The 18,525-nt window shown below is 69.4% G+C and carries 15 protein-coding genes; 5 read left to right on the top strand and 10 right to left on the bottom strand.

What is annotated here, in order from left to right:
* Positions 1-26: 26 nt before the first annotated feature.
* The 6 genes from GF068_RS23855 to GF068_RS23830 form a co-directional block, all read right to left on the bottom strand.
* Complete coding sequence (locus GF068_RS23855; protein ID WP_153821722.1) at positions 27-1,028, bottom strand: NAD-dependent epimerase/dehydratase family protein; 1,002 nt, start codon at positions 1,026-1,028, stop codon at positions 27-29.
* Positions 1,025-5,761: an AMP-binding protein gene (locus GF068_RS23850; RefSeq protein ID WP_153821721.1), complete on the bottom strand. Its 4,737-nt coding sequence runs from the start codon at positions 5,759-5,761 to the stop codon at positions 1,025-1,027. The genes GF068_RS23855 and GF068_RS23850 overlap by 4 nt, the downstream gene beginning before the upstream one ends.
* A 109-nt stretch (positions 5,762-5,870) precedes the next feature.
* Positions 5,871-8,081, bottom strand: a complete 2,211-nt coding sequence (locus GF068_RS23845) for a prolyl oligopeptidase family serine peptidase (RefSeq protein ID WP_153821720.1) — start codon at positions 8,079-8,081, stop codon at positions 5,871-5,873.
* A 14-nt stretch (positions 8,082-8,095) separates the two neighbouring features.
* Positions 8,096-8,524 (bottom strand): STAS/SEC14 domain-containing protein, encoded by a 429-nt coding sequence (locus GF068_RS23840; RefSeq protein WP_153821719.1) that lies wholly within the window; start codon positions 8,522-8,524, stop codon positions 8,096-8,098.
* Positions 8,521-10,200, bottom strand: a complete 1,680-nt coding sequence (gene hutU / locus GF068_RS23835; protein ID WP_153821718.1) for a urocanate hydratase — start codon at positions 10,198-10,200, stop codon at positions 8,521-8,523. The genes GF068_RS23840 and hutU overlap by 4 nt, the downstream gene beginning before the upstream one ends.
* A gap of 50 nt (positions 10,201-10,250) precedes the next feature.
* Entirely contained in the window at positions 10,251-11,219 is a 969-nt protein-coding gene (locus GF068_RS23830) for a quinone oxidoreductase family protein (protein ID WP_153821717.1), read from the bottom strand.
* Between the two features lie 104 nt (positions 11,220-11,323).
* Between GF068_RS23830 and GF068_RS23825 the strand changes: the two genes are divergently transcribed.
* Positions 11,324-11,749 carry a hypothetical protein gene (locus GF068_RS23825; RefSeq protein WP_153821716.1) on the top strand — a complete coding sequence of 142 codons (426 nt, stop codon included), beginning with the start codon at positions 11,324-11,326 and terminating at the stop codon, positions 11,747-11,749.
* 51 nt (positions 11,750-11,800) lie between these two features.
* On the opposite strand, the gene GF068_RS23820 is transcribed toward GF068_RS23825, so the two are convergent.
* Genes GF068_RS23820 through GF068_RS23810 form a run of 3 tightly spaced genes read right to left on the bottom strand, consistent with a single transcriptional unit; the run spans position 11,801 to position 13,669 of the window.
* A complete protein-coding gene (locus tag GF068_RS23820) occupies positions 11,801-12,115 on the bottom strand; it encodes a cupin domain-containing protein (protein ID WP_153821715.1) in 315 nt (104 codons plus the stop codon).
* A complete protein-coding gene (mce, locus tag GF068_RS23815) occupies positions 12,112-12,543 on the bottom strand; it encodes a methylmalonyl-CoA epimerase (RefSeq protein WP_153821714.1) in 432 nt (143 codons plus the stop codon). Before mce ends, GF068_RS23820 begins: the two co-directional genes overlap by 4 nt.
* A 40-nt stretch (positions 12,544-12,583) precedes the next feature.
* Positions 12,584-13,669: a MaoC family dehydratase gene (locus tag GF068_RS23810; protein WP_153821713.1), complete on the bottom strand. Its 1,086-nt coding sequence runs from the start codon at positions 13,667-13,669 to the stop codon at positions 12,584-12,586.
* Positions 13,670-13,812: 143 nt separating this feature from the next.
* On the opposite strand from GF068_RS23810, the gene GF068_RS23805 reads away from it, so the two are divergent.
* Both GF068_RS23805 and GF068_RS23800 read left to right on the top strand, forming a co-directional pair.
* On the top strand, positions 13,813-15,144 hold the full coding sequence (locus GF068_RS23805; RefSeq protein ID WP_170319634.1) for an AAA family ATPase: 1,332 nt from the start codon (positions 13,813-13,815) through the stop codon (positions 15,142-15,144).
* Positions 15,141-15,851 carry a hypothetical protein gene (locus GF068_RS23800; RefSeq protein ID WP_153821711.1) on the top strand — a complete coding sequence of 237 codons (711 nt, stop codon included), beginning with the start codon at positions 15,141-15,143 and terminating at the stop codon, positions 15,849-15,851. Before GF068_RS23805 ends, GF068_RS23800 begins: the two co-directional genes overlap by 4 nt.
* A gap of 300 nt (positions 15,852-16,151) precedes the next feature.
* Here the strand turns inward: GF068_RS23800 and GF068_RS23795 are convergent, their stop codons facing one another.
* Positions 16,152-16,826: a hypothetical protein gene (locus GF068_RS23795; RefSeq protein WP_153821710.1), complete on the bottom strand. Its 675-nt coding sequence runs from the start codon at positions 16,824-16,826 to the stop codon at positions 16,152-16,154.
* Positions 16,827-16,959: 133 nt separating this feature from the next.
* On the opposite strand from GF068_RS23795, the gene GF068_RS23790 reads away from it, so the two are divergent.
* The gene (locus GF068_RS23790) at positions 16,960-17,415 is read left to right on the top strand and encodes a hypothetical protein (RefSeq protein WP_153821709.1); all 456 of its coding nucleotides are present in this window, start codon (positions 16,960-16,962) and stop codon (positions 17,413-17,415) included.
* A 60-nt stretch (positions 17,416-17,475) separates the two neighbouring features.
* Positions 17,476-18,423 carry a hypothetical protein gene (locus tag GF068_RS23780; protein WP_240807233.1) on the top strand — a complete coding sequence of 316 codons (948 nt, stop codon included), beginning with the start codon at positions 17,476-17,478 and terminating at the stop codon, positions 18,421-18,423.
* Positions 18,424-18,525: the final 102 nt, after the last annotated feature.

Genomic DNA, 18,525 nt, shown 5'->3' with positions numbered 1-18,525 from the left:
CTATGTAGGCTCGCGCCGGGGCGAGCTCAATCCTTGGGCCAGACGACCCCGCGGTCGCGGAGGTCCTTCACCGTGTCGGAGAGCGTCTCGATCGCGTCCCGCGGCGCGAAGCCGAGCTCCCGGCTCGCCTTCTTCGCGTCGAGGTACCAGTAATGCTGGCTCATCTCCGCGCTCACCCGGTCGATCGGGCTCTCCGTGTTCATCCGCCTGGCGATCCGCTCCATGATCTCCGCACCCGCCTGCGCCAGGAGCAGGCTCTTCGGCGCCTTCATGGTCGGGCCTTTCACGCCGCTCACGCGCTCGAGCATCCCGAAGAACACCTCGAACGTCAGGTTTTTCGCGCCAAGCAGGTATTTTTCCCCCGCCCGGCCCTTCTCCATCGCCGCGAGCATCGTCGCCGCGGCGTCGCGCGTGTCCACGAACGACAGGCCGCCGCCCGGGATCATGGGGACGCGCTTCTCCATGAACTTCACGATGTCGCCCGTGGACGAGCCGAGCACGTCGCCCGGACCGAGCAGGAGCGAGGGATTGACCGAGACGACCTCGAAGCCCGGGCCATTACGATCGAGGGCGGCCTTCTCGGCGTAGAGCTTCGACCGGTAATACGGCCAGCGCGCGATCACGTCCTGCGGCGGCAAGGCCGTCTCGTCGAGGACCTCGGGCTCGCGGCTGACGGCGATCGTGCCGCTCGTGCTCGCCAGAACGACGCGCTTCACGCCCGCGGCCCGCGCCGCGTCGAGCGTGATCTTCGTCCCCTCGACGTGCACCCGGAAGAGCGCCTCGGCGTCCTCCGGCCGCCGCGAGACCCGGCCCGCACAATGAAACAGCCCCTCGCACCCCTCGGCCGCGCGCTTGACGCTCTCCGCGTCGAGCACGTCGCCGAGGGCGACCGAAAATCCCTCTTTCCCGGCGAAGCCCGCGGGCTCCTTGCGGCAAAGCGCCACCACCTGGTGGCCACCCGAGAGCAGCACCGAGACGAGGTGACGTCCGAGAAACCCCGTTGCGCCCGTGACGAGATAGCGGCTCATGCGAGATCGAATACCTTCTGGAAGGTCAGGAGCAGGGAGATGTCGTTCGATTTCACGGCGCCCGACATGAACTCCATCGGGCTCGGCGTGTAGGCCTCACGCACGATCTTGAGGAAGATCTCGGGGCTCGTCTTGAGCACGCAATCGGCGGCGGCGCCCTCGGGTTTGCCCATCTTCGCCTCGCACCGGTTCGGCTCGACGCGGAGCGTCCATTTCGCCTCGTTCTCGTTGCCGAGCGTGAAGTAATACGTGACCGGCGCGTTCACGCGGCCCGGGACGAACTTCGTCTCGAGGTCGCGGAACAGGACGACGAGCGGGTGCTCCTGCCTGGGCGTCGCCTCCTCGATCCGGTCGATCTGCCGGATGTCGAGCACCTTGCCCTCCTTGAGCATCACCACCGCCTGCCGCGTCAGCTCCGCGACCTTGCGGCACGCCACGGTCGTCTTCATCCCGGCCGTGAGGCGCCTGAGCTCGCGCACCTCGAGCGGCGGGCCGATCCGCGCCGTGAGGTTGCGCTTCTTCAGGAAGCTCGCGCCCTTGGGCAGGGCCTCGTAGGTCCCGCCCAGCCAAACCGGGAGGATGTCGACCTCGTGATGCAGCGCGAGGTGACCGATCGCCGCGCCAAACTCGTGGATCTGGCCGTCCGTGCTCCGCGTGCCCTCCGGGAAGATCAGGACCGTGCTCCCCTGATCGAGCAGGTCGCCCGCCTGGCGGAGCGCCTGCCGGAGGCCTCCCTTCCGGTCGAAGGGCGCGAGGTTCGTCAGGTTCTCGAAATACGCGCGGCGCCATTTCCCCGCCTCGAAGAAATAGTCCTGCGCCGCGAGCGAGACGAGCTCGTCGCCGTACGCGCCGAGGGCGTACTTGACGAACCCCATGTCGAGGTGGCTCGCGTGGTTCGAGGCGACGATCGTGTTCCGGTTGTGCGGGATGTAGGCCCTTCCGTAGACCTTGGGTTGCATCACCCGGTCGTAGAAGTTCATCTGGGCCTTGCCGAGCAGCTGCTTGGCCGCGTCGGCGACCGGCCTCGGGAGCTTGATCGGCTCGTCCTCGGCCTCCTCGACCTTCGCGAGCTCGGCCTCGTGCGCGGCCTCGCCGCCGAGCTCGACGACGAGCGCCTCCACGTCACCCACGGTGTCGCAACGCGAGAGCCGATCGGTGTCGATCGCCCGGCCCGTCTGCGACTCGAGCGCCGCCGCGAGCTCCATGGCCATGAGCGAGTCGAACCGCAGATCGCCGCGCAGGCTCATCCCCGGCGCGAGATCGGTCGACTTCTTGTTCGCGATCGTGGCGATCGCGTGGCGCGCCGAGGCGCTCGTCGCGCCGCCGCCCTCGCCCGCGGGCATGGCCGAGGCGCTCGCGAGCTTGGCGAGCACGCCCTTCACGTCGCTGCGCTTGACCTTGCGCGTCGCCGTGCGCGGCAGGTCGTGATCCCAGAGGTGCACGACCGAGGGCTGCGCGACCTTCGGGAGCTTCTGGAACGCCTCGCGCAGGGCCTTCATCGCCTTCTCGTGGCGCTCGGCGCGGGAAGGACGCTTCTCGCCTTCCTCGGGTTCACCCTCGTCGCGCTCCGGCACGGCGAGGCACGCGACGCGCTCGCCGCCCTGCCCGTCGTCGATGCCCACGATCGCGAGCTCGCGGACGTGCGGCGTGCCGCCGAGGATGTCCTCGACGTCGTCCGGGTACACGTTCTCGCCGCTCGCCGTGACGATGACGTCCTTCTTGCGGCCGACGATGACGAGGCGGCCCTTCTTGTCGAGCTTGCCGAGGTCACCCGTGTGCAGCCAGCCGGCTTCGTCGATCGCCGCGCTCGTGGCTTCCTCGTTGCCCGCGTAGCCGAGCATCACGTTGGGGCCACGCGCGAGCACCTCGCCGACGCCGCCCGCGTCGGGTTTGTCGATCTTGATCTCGACGTTCGGGATGGGCTTTCCGACCGTGCCCGGCTTCAGGCTCGGCGAGGCCTTGGCCACGGTGAGCACGGGCGCCGCCTCGGTCAAACCATACCCCTCGCTGAGCGGCAAACCGAGGCCACGGAAGACGTTCGCCGTGTCCTTGGGCAGCGCCGCGCCGCCCGAGATCAAGAAACGCACGTTGCCGCCGAGGGCCTTGTGCACCGTGCCGAAGAAGAGGCGGCCGAGGTTCAAGCCCGCCTTCTCGCCGAGCAAGCGGTTCAGCTCGAGGGCCCAGTCGAAGGCCGCGGCGGCCGCGGGACCCTGCTCCTTCACGCGCGAGGTCACGCGGCGCTCGAGCATCTGCCAGAGAGCGGGCACGCCGACCATCGCGGTGATGCGACCCTCCTTGAGGCCCTTCGAGACGCGCTCGCCGCTGAGCTCGCCGATGTAGATGATGCGCGTGCCGCGCGAGATCGGCAGGAGCAACCCGCACGTGAACTCGAACGTGTGGTGCAGCGGCAGGACGCTCAGGATGCGGTCGTGCTGGGCGAGCGGGAAGATCGGCGCGAGCGCGGCGAGCAGCGCGGTGAAGTTGTCGTGCGAGAGCATGACGCCCTTCGGATCACCGGTCGTGCCGCTCGTGTAGATGATGCTCGCGATGAGATCGCCCTTGAACGAGACCTCGGGCGCGGGGAGGTTTTCGTGCGCGTCGGGGTCGGCGAAGCTCGCGAGGTCGTAGACGCGGAGCTCGGGGAGCGCAGCGCGCGCGCCCTTGCCGCCCTTCTCCTCGACGAAGGGATCCCAGAGCGCGACACGCGCGCCCGACGAGCGGAGGATGTTCGAGAGCTGGCGCTCCTCGAGCGCCGGATCGACGGGCACCGCGACCGCGCCGGCCCGCAGGATGCCGAAGTACGCGACGGGCCACGCGGGCTGGTTCTCGCCCGCGAGCAAGACGCGATCACCCGGACGAACCCCGACCGCCGCGAGGCGCGCGGCCGTGGCGAGCATGCCGTCGCGCAGCTCGCGGAACGTGGTGCGCGTGAGGCCCTCGTCCGTGAGGAGCTGGAGCGCGACCGCGTGGTCGTGCCGCTCGGCCATCTCCTCGATGAGGTCGATGAGGTGGTCGTACTTGCGCAGCGCCTTGAGCTCTTTGTTCTGCTTCTCGTCGATGAGCGGGAAGACCCACTTCTCGAGGCCCGGGATGTGGACCTCCCACATCCACTTGCGCCAATCGAGCTTCTCGGGCTCCCAGTTGAAGCGCGCGCGCTCCTCGGGGGGCATACGCGCGATCGCCGCGCGCGTGTTCGCGCAGGAGAACACCCAGTCCGCCTCCGCGACGAAGGGGAGGAAGACGTCCATCACGCTGGCCATCTTCTCCTCGGCCTTCGCCGCCTTGAGGAGCATGTCCGACGCGGGCTTGAGCAGCGGCCGCACCGGCCCACCCGCGAGCTTGCCGAGCACGCCGCCGACGGTGCTCATCGCCTTCGCGATGCTGTGCGCGCCGTGCTGCTGGTATTGCTTCTTCGTGAGGCCGACGGGCTCGAAGTACGCCTTGACCCAGTCGAGCAGCTCGCTGCGCTTGCCCTCGTACGCGAGCTTGCGCTTGTAGAGACCGATGAGCTCGAAGTACCGCGTCATGCGGCAGGCATTCGTGTCCGTCGAACCATACTGGTACACGGCCGGCGCCTTGCCCTCGAGCAGCTCGCAGAGCGAGGCGATCATGCCGCTCGTGACCATGTCGCAGGGGATGATGTCGAGGTGCACCCGGTGGTCGCCGGGGATCTGCACCTGGCCCTGCATGGCCATGTAGATGAACGGCGCGCTCGTGTTGATGCCCTCGTTCCAGCCGGGGAACGGATACTCGCTCGAGCTCTCGATGACGGCCGGACGAACGATCGTGAAGGGCACGCCGCTCGCCGCGAGGATCTGCTCGCCGATGCTCTTCGTGTACGTGTAGATGTTCGTCCAGCCCCAGAAGGTCGCGCGCTCGGTGCCGGCGTCGATGAGCTGGCTCTCGATGAAGCGGCGCTTCACCTTGGCGAGCTCGGCCTCGAGCGCGGTGCCGCGGCCAGGCTCGCCGCGCGCCTGGAGGTTCTCCTTGGCCTCGTCGAGGAAGGCGCTCTGGCGGAACGCATCCTCGCAGCGATGCCGCGCCTGCTTGATGAGGTCGAGGCACTCGACGATCTCGCGCTGCGGATCCCAGTGCGAACGATCGAGCGTGCGCTCGGCGATGCCCGCGCCGAACCAGGTCTCGCCCTCGGCGCGCGGGAACGGCACCTCGCGCGGATCGACCTCCTCGATGAGGCCGGAGCGGTAGCCGGCGACGTAACACGTGCTCGTGTGAAGGACGGGCGCCCCGAGGCGACGCGCGAGCGAGACGAGGTTCGTCACGCCGAACGCGTTCACGTCGAGCGCCTCGTCGAGCGGCGGGCTGAAATCGACGACACCCGCGACGTTGACGACGGCGTCGATCGTGCCGTCGATCCGCGCGAGCAGGTCCTTGTCGAGCCCGCACTCGTGGTGGACGATGTCGCCCGCGATCGCCGTGATCTTGGAGGCGATCCACCGCTCGAACTCGGCGCCCGGGTGGGCCTCGCGGAGCGGGTCGAAGGCGGCGGAGGTGGCGATCTGCGACCAGAACCGCTCCTCGGCGGTCTGGCCCGCCTTGGGCCGGACGAGCAGGTAGAGATGGCCGATCTCGGGGAAGCGATGCAGCAGCATCGAGACCCAGACCTTGCCGAGGAAGCCCGTCCCGCCGACGACCACCAGCCGCTTGCCGGAGAGGACGCGCGAAGGGAGCAGCGGGGTCTTACTGGCAGCTCCGTTCATCTCCGTCTCGCTCATGGAATTCGCCTCGTATCCCCCCGTGAGAGGGAGAGGATTTCGGGTCCCTGGCCGATCAAGTCAAGCTCGACGTGGCGCGAATCTGCATTCGCACTCGTTCACGCCACGTTCACGGCTTCTTGATGCCGAGCACGTGAAACAGAAATGTGTAGACGTCCACGGCCTCGAGCACCGCGTGTTCGAGCGGCGTGCCGACGCCGCGGCCCGTATCGCCGCTCGAACGCAGGAGGATCGGCGCCTTCGCGCTCGTCGCGGCGAGCAGGCGAGCGGCCATCTTGCGCGCGTGGGAAGGATCGCCGCGCGGGTCGTTTTCACCGGTGAGCAAGAGCGTCGCCGGATAGGGCTTGCCGTCCTCGACGCGGTGGTAGGGCGAGTAGCCGTAGAGCGCCTTGAACTGCTTGTCGTCGGCCGTCGTGCCGTACTCGGGGACGTCGTAGGCGCCGTTCGGCGTGCCCTCGAGCCGGAGCATGTCGTAGATGCCGCCGCGCGCCACGACGGCCCGGAACATGTCCGGCCGCTGCGTGATCGCCGCGCCCATGAGCAACGACGACTGCGGGGCGCCGAGCAGGGCGAGCTTCTCGTTCTTCGTTACTTTGAGCTCAAACAATCGCTCGGCGCAGGCGAAGAAATCGTCGAACACGTTCTGCTTCTGCGTGAGCATGCCGGCCTTGTGCCAACCGTCGCCGTTCTCGCCGCCGCCGCGCACGTTCGCCACGGCGACGACGCCGCCGACGTCGAGCCAGGCCCTGCGCGTGGGGTCGTAGTCCGGCGAGACCACCACGCCGAAGCCGCCCTGCCCCGTGAGGATCGTGGGGTTCTGCCCGTCGAGCTTGGCGTCCTTGCGGCGCAGGATGCTGAGCGGGATCTTCGTGCCGTCCTTGGAGGTGCACGTCTCGCGCACGACGACGGCGTCGCTGAAATCGGCCGTCGCGGGCTGGACCATCGCGGTCTTCTCGACCTTGCCGCTGCTCGAGCTGAAGCGATACCAGGCCGAGGCCTCGGTGAAGCTCTCGTTCTCGAAGTAGAGGTCGTCGTCCTGGAGGAGCACGACCTCGTGCACCGCGGAGACGGGCAGGATCGGGACGAGCCCGCCGGGCTTGCCCTTGAGGTCGTACCAGCGCATCTCGGAGGGCCCGCCCGCGGTCGCGCGCACGTAGAGCCGCTGCGGGGTGGGGAGCACGTCGCGCAGGACCGCCTCGCCCTCGGGCACGACGACCGTGGCCTTCGCGAGCGCGGGCTTCCACGCCGAGGTCTTCAGGATCTTCCCGCGCGGCGCGTCCTTCTTCGAGATCACGTAGAGGTCGCCGTCAGGCCCGACGACGACCCGCGCGACCTCGTCGGCGGCGCCCGCGACCTTGGTAAAACCCCCGCCCTGGCGGAAGATGTGGTGCTCGGTCGGCCCGCCGTAGCCGTTCTCGATACGCGCCGTGACGAACTTCCCGTCCCCGCTCGTCTCGACGTCGATCTGCGCGAGGCGCGGCAGTTTGTCGAGGGCGGGCGCGTCGTCCTTCACGGGCGCGTAGAGTTTGTGGAAATATACTTTCTGAAAAAACCCTCGGTCCTCGCTCTTGCCTTCGCCCTCCGAGGGGTACCTCGTATAGAAAAACCCGGTGCCGCCGGCGTTCCAGGCGATGCTCTTGCCCTTGTAGCGGCCGGCGCCCTGCGGGACGACCTCGGCGATCTCGCGGCCCGTGCCCACGTCGAAGACGCGGATCGAGCCGCCCTCGCGGTCACCCTTCGATAACGAGACCGCGACCTTCGCCCCGTCGGGCGAGGCGACGTAATAATCGATCGAGGTGTTCCCCGAAGGGTCGATCGTGGTCGGATCGACGAGGACCTTCTCGGCGTTCGGCTTGTCGACGGGCGTGAGCGTGACGAGGAACGGCTGCTGCTTCGGCGGCCGCCAGCGCATCGAAAAGAGGACGCCGCCCTTGTGCTGGAACGCGTAAAACGCGGGAGACCCGTATTCGACGAACTTGCGCACGCTCGTGTAGAGCGCCTGACGGCCAGGCAGGATGTCGAGGAAGGCGCGCGTCCGCCGGTTGTGGTCGCCGACCCAGCTCTTGACGTCGGAGCTCGTGCCGTCCTCGAGCCACTGGTAATCATCGGCGACGCTCTCGCCGTGATATTCCTTGAAGACGGGCTTCTTGGGGGTCGGCGGGGGCGGGTCGAGCGCGGGGCCGGGGGCCTCGACGGTCGCGGAGGCCGAAGGCAGAGGGCCGGTCTTGTCCCCGGGGCCGGTGACCTTCGCCTGGCCAGGGCAGCCGAGGACGAGGAGCGCGAGGGGCGCGAGCGCCACGAACGAACGGGCAGGGCTCATGTCGGGCGCGGAGGTTACTTCGATCCGGACGATCTGTCAGGTACGGATGTCGCCCCGCAGGCGACGCAACCTTGCGTGCAGAGCCACGCCCGTGCGCTCGGCTCGTCGTCGAAGAACCGCATCCGGGTCCGATTCCCCGAGAGCAGGCGAAAAGCCGCCTCGACGAGCCGCATGATGATTCGCGCCTTGAAATCGCCGCCCACCGCGGCGACGGCGACGATGGTCGCGTCCCGCAGGCCGTCGACGAGGATCTTCCGCGCCCGCGCGGACATCGTCGCGCCCGGGGCGCCGATGTTGCCCAGGAGGAAGATGGGACCTCTCGTGGCGAACGCGGCGAGCGCTTCGGCGACCGCGCGCGCCTCGTCGGGCGTCGCGTCCCCGCCGACCCGCGTGATCGCGAGGTCGGGCGCCTCGAACTCCAGATCGTGAACGCCGATCTTCACCCCTTCACCCGGTGCGGCACCCGCACGCCCTTCGCGTCCGCGACGCGGATCGCCGTCTCGTACCCCGCGTCCGCGTGCCGAATCACGCCCATCCCGGGGTCGATCGTCAAGACCCGCTCGAGCCGCCGAGCGGCCGCGTCCGTCCCATCCGCGACGATCACCATCCCCGCGTGCAGCGAATTGCCGATGCCCACGCCGCCGCCGTGGTGGAAGCTCACCCAGGACGCGCCGCCCGCCGTGGTCGCGAGCGCGTTCAGGATCGCCCAGTCCGCAATCGCGTCCGAGCCGTCCTTCATGCCCTCCGTCTCGCGGAACGGGCTCGCCACCGACCCGCAATCGAGGTGGTCCCGGCCGATCACGATCGGCGCCTTCACTTTGCCCTGACGAACCAGCTCGTTGAACACGAGGCCGACCTTCGCCCGATCCCCATACCCGAGCCAGCAGATCCGCGCGGGCAGCCCCTGGAACGTCACGCGCTCCTCCGCGAGCTTGATCCACCGCGCGAGGTCCGGGTCGTCCGGCACGGCCTCGAGCACGGCGCGGTCCGTGACCAGGATGTCCTCCGGATCGCCCGAGAGCGCGACCCAGCGGAACGGGCCCTTGCCCTGGCAAAAGAGCTCGCGGATGTACGCGGGCACGAAGCCGGGGATGTCGAAGGCGCGCTCGCAGCCGGCCTCCTGCGCGCAGGTGCGGATGTTGTTGCCGTAGTCGAAGACCTCCGCCCCGCATTGCGCCATCTCCAGCATGGCCTCGACCTCGAGGCGCATGGAGCGCTTCGCCCGCGCGACGTACTCCTTCGGGTTCCCGGCCCGCAGCGCCGCCGCCTCCGCGAGCGACAAGCCCTGCGGGACGTAGCCGATCAGCGGATCGTGCGCGGCCGTCTGCTCGGTGACGAGGTCCGGCACCACGCCGCGACGCACGAGCTCGGGGAAGACGTCGGCCGCGTTCGCGCAGATCGCGATCGACGTGGGCTGGTTCTTCTCGACGGCCGCCTCGATCGCCGCGAGCGCCTTGTCGAGGTCGTCGATGCGTCGATCGACGTACCGCGTCGAGAGCCGGCGCTCGATGCGGTGCGGATCGATCTCGATCGCGAGGCAAGACATGCCGGCCATCGTCGCGGCGAGCGGCTGCGCGCCGCCCATGCCGCCGAGCCCCGCCGTGAGCACCCAGCGCCCGCCCTCGCGGCCCGAGCGCGCCTCGTGCGCCTTGCGCGCCGCGACGAACGTCTCGTACGTGCCCTGCAAGATCCCCTGCGTGCCGATGTAGATCCACGAGCCCGCCGTCATCTGCCCGTACATCGTCAGGCCGAGCTGCTCGAGCTTGCGGAACTCGTCCCAGTTCGCCCAGCGACCGACGAGGTTCGAGTTCGCGATGAGCACACGCGGCGCGTCCGGGTGCGTGCGGAACCTGCCCACGGCCTTGCCCGACTGCACGAGCAACGTCTCGTCGTCCGCGAGGTCCCGCAGCTCGCGCGCGATGACGTCGAACGCCTCCCACGAGCGCGCCGCCTTGCCCGTGCCGCCGTACACGACCAGATCGTCGGGCCGCTCGGCGACCTCGGCGTCGAGGTTGTTGTGGAGCATGCGCAGCGCGGCCTCCTGCACCCAACCCTTGCAAGACAGGGTGGAACCGCGGGGCGCGCGGACGGGACGGGGACCTGAGTGGCGGGTCGACATGCCCCCCCGTTTAGCACGAAAGGCCGGGATTTGGGGCTCCGCGCAGGCGCTCAGGGGATCAAGAGGAGCTTGCCCGTGGTCTCGCGACCTTCCAGGCGGCGATGGGCCTCGGCGGCGTCCGCGAGCGAGAGCTCGGCGTGCACGCGGACGCGCAGCGCGCCCTCGACGATCCGCGCGAAGACCTGCGCGGCGCGGGCGGAGAGCTCCTCGCGCGTGGCCGTGTAGTCGAAGAGGCTCGGCCGCGTGAAGAAGACCGAACCCGCCGCCGCGAGGCGCTGCGGATCGAAGGGCGGGACGGGCCCGCTCGACTGGCCGAAGAGCACGAGCATGCCGCGCCGCTGGAGCGCCGCGAGGCTACGATCGAAGGTATCTTTGCCGACGGAGTCGTACACCACGTGCACGCCCGCGCCGTCCGTGTGCCGGCGGGCCTCGGCGGCGAAATCGACATCGCGGTAGAAGATGACCTCGTCGGCGCCCGCCGCGCGCGCGAGCGCCGCTTTTTCGGGGGTCGAGACCGTGCCGAACACGAATGCGCCCGCGTGATCGGCGAGCTGGCACAGGAGCAGCCCCACGCCGCCCGCGGCCGCGTGCACGATGCACGTATCCCCCGGGCCGAGCGGGAACGTCGAGGTGGCGAGGTAATGCGCGGTCATGCCTTGCAGCATCACGGCCGCGGCCGTCTTCGGGGAGACGCCCTCGGGCACGACGACGAGCTTGTCCACGGGCGCGATCACGTGGCTCGCATACGAGCCGGGCACGGCCGCCCACGCGACGCGCTCTCCGGGCGCGATCGACGTCACCTCGGGGCCCACGGCCTCGACCACGCCGGCGCCTTCGAGGCCGAGGCGCCCGGGCAGGGGCATCTTGTAGAGACCGGTGCGCTGATAGACGTCGATGTAGTTCACGCCCGCGGCTTCGACGCGGACGAGCGCCTGCCCTGGGCCTGGCGTGGGGGTGTCGATCTCGGCGAGGGAGAGGGCCTCCCGGCCGCCCGGCGTGGAAACGACGATGGCGCGCATGCAGAGCAATTCGCCGCGCGGGCTCCGAGCGTCAAGGTTGGAAGTGCGGTCGCGGACGAGCGCCGCATTCCAAAGCTGATCGGATTCTGGTATTGCGGGGAGCCATGGCCCTCGATCGCCCGACCCCTGTGACCTTCCATGCTCCGATGGTCCTCGCCGTGGGCCTGCCGCCCGCGACCCTCTCGCGGGCGGGCGTGGTGCTCGAGCCCTCGGGCGTGGCCCTGCGGGAGTCGAACTTGCTCGACCTGCGGAGCGACTCGGCGAAGTATCGGCCGCTCGTGCTGCTCGTGGACGCCGAGCTCTACGACTTCGACCCCGAGGCATTCGACATGGTGGCGCAGGACGTGGGCGCGAAGCTCGGGGTCGCCGGCAGCGCGCGGGAGGCCGAGGTGACGCTCGGTCAGCTCATGGCCGCGCTCGCCCGCAAGAGCGCGTTCCCTCCCCCGCCGAGCAGCGCGGACGCGAAGACCGACAAGTGGGATTTCTCCGAGGTCGTCGCCGCCGTCGCCGCCCAGGGCGGGCGCGAGTAGCGCGAGGGACAAACCGGTTGGTCAGGGCAATACATTCACCCTGACGAACGATCACTTCTTGTCGCGGAACATCGTCACGAGCAGCACGAGCGCGGGTCTCCCCTCCACCTCGTGCACGACGTGGGCGTCGAGCGGGACGACGACGCCCGGGGACATGGCGAAGGCCTCCTCGCCCACACGCAGCTCGCCCTGGCCTTCGAGGCAATGGATGGTGATCGGGTGGATCGCGTGGTGGGCCGCGAGCAGGGCGCCCTCGCGCAGCGCGATGAGCACGAGCTTGCGGCGCTCGTCGGCGAGCACGGTGCGCACCTCGCGGTCGCCCTCGCCGCGCAGCGCGTCCATGAGCTTGATCGGGTTGACGGTCATGGCTGACCTCCGGGCCCCACTGAATGCTCGGCCTCGACGAGCTCGACGAGCACGCCGCCCGTCGCGCGTGGATGCAAAAACGCCACCTTGTGCCCACGCGCGCCGATCCGCGGCGCCTCGTCGATGAGCGGGACGTGCAGCGATTTGAGCAGCACGAGCGCGGCCTCGATGCCCTCGACCTCCACGGCGATGTGGTGCAGGCCGGGGCCACGTTTCTCGAGGAACTTCTGCAGCCCCTCGTTGCCCTTCGGCTCGATGAGCTCGATGTTCGACTCTCCCACGGGCAGGAGCACGGCCTCGGTCTTCTGCGAGGAGACGAGCTCCCGCACGCCGGGCTCGAGGCCGAGCGCCTGCTGCCACTTCACGAGCGCGTGATCGATGTTGTCGACGGCGATGGCGACGTGATCGATACGCTTGATCTTGATCATGGTGCTCTCCGGACCGTTCGAGTTCGGGGACGAATGCAATTCACGTGCGACGCCGCACGAGGAGCGTGCGGGTGATCTCGACGGCCTTCTCGGGCACGCGGCCGGCCGTCTTGCCGAGCTCGGGGGTGAAGAGGTCGGCGCCGCGCTCGAGCAAGACACGCGCGGGCGTGTTCTTGAGGCCGATCACGCGCAGGACGACGACCCCCGCGTGTTTGCCGCGTTCTTCCTTGGCGACGACCGACGAGGCGGCATAAAGCGTATCGCCCGCGAGCACGCCGCTCGGGTGCGCGCCCTCGTCGAGGCCGAGGTCCCACACGGCGTTGCCCGCGGTATCGCGGCTCGAGAGCGAGAGCACCCAGGCGAGCACGAGGCCGCCGAAGACGACACGCGTCTTGGCGAACGAGCTCTTCTGGCAATACCGCTCGTCGACGTGCATCGGATGCGAGTTGCGGAAGAGCGTCGTGAGCTGCATGTGCTCGGCCTCGCTCACGGTGCGCCCGGCCTCGTGCGCGTAGACGTCGCCGACCTCGAAATCGTCCCAGAACGTGGGAAACGCGGCGCGCGGGGGGGGCGCGAGCTCGCCGAGCAACGAGGCCGGCGCGCGCGCGAGCGTCGCCGTGGGGCGCTCGTCGGCCACGATTTGCGGGGGGATCGCGGGGCGACCCGAGACCTTCCCCACGCGGACGAGCACTTTGCGTTCGAAGGAGCAGACGACCTCGCCGTCCTGGTTCGAGACCTCGGTGCGCACGTGGACCACGCCTTTGTCGCCGGTCGAGACGGGCCGGGTGCCGATGACGCGCGAGGCGGCGACGACGGTATCGCCGGGATAACACGCGTTCGGGAAGCGCACATCCATGTACGCGAGGTGGGCGATCGCCTGCTCGCTCACGTCGTGCACGCTGAAGGACAGGCCGAGGTTCAGCAGCAAGAGCGGGTGGACGGGCCTGTCGCGCAGGCCGAGTCCCCGCGCGGCGCGGCGGCTCGCATAGGTGGGGATCACGTCCTGGAAGGAGGCGGCGAAGAAGGCGAGCATGCCCTCGTCGACCGTCACTTCCCAGGGATGCGCGTAGACCGCGCCGGGAACGAAATCGTCGAAGAGCCTGCCGTAACGGATCGTGTGGAGCATTCGGATCGCGGGGGCGCCGGGGACGGAGCGGCGCGAGCATGGCACGAGTTCCGGGCGGATGCGAAGGCTCTGCGCGCTCTGCCGCTTGCTTGACGTCCGGCGGGGCTTCGTGCAGAAGTGCGCGTCGGAGGAGCCCTCGGCGCATGTCCCGGCGTGAAACCTGGCTCGTGGTGATCGATCGTTTCGATCCGGAGCTCTCGCCACGAACCCCCGCGTGGCGCGCGCCGCGGAGCCGGAGCCCTGCGGCGACGATCTGCGAGTGGCTGGACATCCCGCGGGGCATCCCGCGGCTGCTCGTGACGGGCACGATCGGGACGGGCAAGACCACGGAGCTCCAGCGCATCGCGGAGGAGCGGTCCGGCAAGGAGTTCGTGGTCTTCGTCGACCTCGAACGCCATTGCACCGACGTCGTGCACGACGCGCAGGCCATCGAGCGCGTCAGCCCGTGGGAGGTGTGTTTCCTCATGGGCGTCGCGCTCCTCCGCGCGGCCGAGGAGCGGCTCGCCTACCACCTCCCCGACGAGCACCGCAAAGACCTGGAGAAACGGTGGGCTGCACTCGCCAGTCGGACGGGCCAGGATACGCCGCCGCAGATCGACATCGCCTCCCTCGCGAAATCGATGGTCGTGCTGGCGTCCACGGCCGCCGCGGGCGCGCCCGCGGCCGTGGGCGCGGGGCTTCAGGTGCTCAAGGCGGGCACCGAGGCCGTGCGATGGACGGCGCCGTTTGGCAAGACGCAGAAAGCGCTCGCGGACCAGGAGTCCGACGTCCAGGCGCTGCTCGACTGCGTCAACACGCTCATCGGCCTGGTGCAGCAGCGCGGGTCGCGCATTCTCTTCATCATCGACGGGCTCGATCGGATTCGCGACTTCAACCGGGCGAAGGCGCTGTTCATCGATTCGGTGCTCATCTCCCAGCTCGCCTGCCCCCTCGTGATCTGCGGGCCGTTTGCGCTGCGGCACCACCCGGCGACGGCGGCGATCCGGGGCTTCCACGACGTGCCCTCCCTCGTGAACGAGCCGGTCCTCCGCAAGGACGCCCCGAAAGAGCTGGGCCCCGGCGTGGCGTTTTTCCGGGAGCTGTTCACGCGGCGCGTGTCCGATCTCCCGGGTGGTCCCGATCTCTTCACGGCCGAGCAGATCGACAAGCTCGCCTACTACTCCGGCGGCCGCGCACGGGAGTTCGTCAAGTTCGTCTTTCGTATCGCCGGGCTCGCCTATCGGGAGGACCTCGCGCAGGTGACGGACGAGCTCATGGAGCGTGTGCTCGAAGAGGCCCGACGACAGCGGGAGACGGGGCTGCACAAGGGCCACATCCAGACGCTGGAGGAGATCGCGCGGGACCCGGATCATCGGCTCCCCGAGGGCCACCTGGCGCAGGAGCTCCTCAGCTACGGCACGCTCTTGCCGTATCCGAACGACTCGGAGTGGTATTTCCCGCATCCGCTCCTCCTCCGTCACATGATCAAATTGTGAACGACTGGATCGCAGAGATCCGCCAGGGCCTCCGGTTGAGCCCGCGGGGCGTCCTCATCCTGGTGGACGACGCGGTGCCGGAGCGGCTCGGCGGGCTCGTGCGCGCGCTGCTCGCCGACCATCCCGATCTCGAAGTGCTGGCGAGGCCGAGCGGGCTCATCGATCTGCCCGACGGCGCGGTCGTGGTGCTCGTCCCCGAGGCCGAGGACGCTGCGTGGCTGAACATCAACCGGCCGGTCTTCGCGCGGAAATCGCTGAAGGTCGTGCTCTTCTGCCGGCGCGAGGTCACGGAGGTATTGGCGCGGGAGGCGCCCGACTTTTACGACTGGATCGCGCAGCGACACGAATGCCCGCCGGGCGTGGCGGAGCCGTTCGGCCAGCCACCGCGAAGGCTCGACGCCTTTCGCGCGCTCGCCACCACGCTCAATCGCTCAGGGCGCGCCACGGACGCCGAGGTCTTGCTCCGCAAGCTGCTCACGCTCCCGGTCGAAGCGGACCTCGAATCTCGGTTCCTGGGGCTCAAAGCTCGCGAAGCAGTCCTGGCCTTCGTGCGAGACACCGAGGCTATCGAGCTCGACCCACAGACCCGAAAAGCCCTCTGGACCGAACTCGCCCTCGCCCTCCGTTCCCAGGGCCGCCACCTCGAAGCCGCCGAGGTCGAAGCGCAACGCGACCAGGAACTCGGCAAGTCCCCGCCCACTTCGTGACCTTGACTCCCTCCCGAACCCGTGCCTGCCCCCCGGAACACGCACGCCCCTCCCTCGCCGCCTCCCCTACCCCTCGTGCCTCACGCAAGATGCTCCCTCGACGTGAGCATCCACCCCCGCGCCTCACGCAAGAGGGTCACTCGGCGCCCCGAGGCACCTCCGTGCGTCACGCACGCCCCCTCATCCGCCCGCCGAGCACCCCCCGTGCGTCACGCGTGAACCCGCTTCCCCGCCTCGATCACCCCTCTTGCGTGACGCACGCCGCCCGCTCCCCCTTCGAGCGACGTCCTCGCGCCTCCGTCAGCCTTCGCCGCCCTCGTCGTCGTCGTCCTTGCGCTTGCGGCGCGGCTTCGTGGCCGAGAGGAACGACGCCACGCGCTTCGGTTGACCGGGGAAGAGCTGCAGGAGCGCGCCCTCCAGCTTGTCGAGCTCCAGGTTGATCTCGCCGATGTAGAGCAGCTCCGTCGTCCCATGCAGCGCGAGCGCGCCCATCACCGCCCCGCGCTCCTTGTTGCACCCTTCCAGCGTGTCCGTCGCGCCCGAGAGGCGCGGCGTCCACTTCGTCTCGAGCGCCGACCCAGGCTCACGCGCGAGCTCCTCCACCCACGCCCGCCCCTGCTTCACCTCGCGATCCACCCCGAACGCCTGCACGTCCGACGGCGTCACGCCCGCGAAGAAACGGGTATACGGCGGCCGATCCCGACGGCCGTCCGTCTCGTTCACGACATCGCGACCAAACGCCGCCGTCTCCCCGTCCCAGCGCGCATCCGCCACGGCGAGGCGCGCCCTCACACGCGCGAGCTTCCGCTCCAGCCCGCGGCGCTGCTCGGCCAGCCCGTCCCCCTTCTGCGCAAGCGCGTCCCATAACGACGCGAGCGGCTTCGTGATCGGATCGCTGTCGAGCGCGCTCGCGATCGCGTCGCTGGTGTCGGCGGCCGTCTGCGCCGCCATGTCCTCCCGAAGATGCGTGGCCATGAGCTCGTTCCTTTCTGGTACGGGAAGCTACCATGCACCGGCGACACGCTGTCAATCGTCCGCTGGAATGTCGACCACGGGAACTCCGCCTGATAAGGTTGGCGTTCCGCCGGGAGGGGTGCGGGGAAAGCGCATGTCGATCACGCAGAAGGACCTGATGGTCCGGATGATCCAGCAGCTCGCCGACGTCTTCGGCCGTGTCGTCGGCTTGAAGCGTTCGGGGCGGCTCGACGAGGCGGTGGAGCTCGTTCAATCGACGGCCACCAATCTGTTCGGCCCGCTCTGGGAGACGCTCTCGCGGCTCGACGCTTCGAGCGCGGCGATGTTGCTCGGCAGCCGCGAGAAGGTCTCGGCGTGCGCAATGCTCACCCAGCACCGCGCCGAGCTCGACGACCTGCGCGGCGACGTGTGGAAGGCGCAGGCCGGCTACCGGCGCGCGCTCGAGCTGCACCTCGAGGCCGCGCGGCTCGGCGCCGACGTGGACATCCCCACGCGCTCGGCGCTGAAGGCGCTCCGGCCGCGGGTCGACGAGTCGAAGCTGTCGAAATCGTACCAGATGCAGCTCGAACGAATCGTCGGGCCCCGCTGAACCTCGGAACCGCTTGACAGGGCCGAGGAACTTCCGTGTCCTCGCGGCTCTCTCCCCGCCATGCCCAGCGCTCGCCTCCTCCCGCTTTTTTGCCTGCTCGCCGTCGCCGCGTGCCGCACGCCCGACAGCGCCGCGAACACGCCCCCCGCTTCCCCGCCGCCCGCGAGCGCCGCGCCCGTCGTTTCGGCCGCGCCCACGGCCGCGCCCGCCGCGCCCGCCGCGCCTGCGCCGCCCGTGCCTTGTGGCGAGATGGGTTGCCTGCTCTATGACACGCCCGAGGCGGCGTTCGCCGCGATCCTCGCGGAGAACCCGCTCGTCCTCGGCATCGGCGAGTCACACGCGCAGAAGGGCAAGGAGGGCATCCCCACGGCGACGAGGCGGTTCACCGAGACATTTTTGCCGATGGTCGCGGGCAAGGCGAGCGACATCGTGCTCGAGATCTGGGTGTCCGAGGGGAAATGCGGCAAGGAAAAGGAGGCCGCCGTCGCGGAGCTGCAGAAGCCCGTCACGCAGAGCCAGGCCAAGACGAACCAGAACGAGTTCGTGACGCTCGGCGACGCGGCCTACGCGCTCGGCGTCAAGCCGCACATCCTGCGCGCGAGCTGCGCCGATTACGACGCGATCGTGAAGGCCGGCCCGGATTCGATCCTCGTGATGCTGGAGATGATCGCGCGGCTCATGGACGAAAAGGCCAAGGCCCTCGCCGCCCGCAACGCGAACGCCGGCGCGGGGAAGATGGTCCTCACCTACGGCGGCGCCATTCACAACGACATCACCCCGCGCCCCGGCCGCGAGAAGTGGACGTTCGGGCCGGATCTCTCGGCCGCGACCGCCGAGCGGTACGTGGAGCTCGACCTCGTCGTGCCCGAGTTCATTCAGGACAACGACGCCTGGAAGGCCCTGCCCTGGATGCCGCATTTCCAGCGCGACGCCCACCCCACGAAGACCACCGTCTTCCGGCCCGCGAAGGGCTCGTTCGTGCTGATCTTCCCGCGCACGGCAGAGTAGCGCCCATCACACCCTGGGGGCGTACGCGTCTCCCGATCGGGCGCCTATTTCTTGCCTGGCCTATTGTGCCAGGGGCCCGATTTCGTGGATGATGCGCTTCAT

The organism is Polyangium spumosum, assembly GCF_009649845.1.
Classification (GTDB): Bacteria; Myxococcota_A; Polyangia; order Polyangiales; family Polyangiaceae; genus Polyangium; species Polyangium spumosum.
Note: the sequence above shows the minus strand (reverse complement) of the source record. Positions and strands in the feature narration are given on the sequence as shown.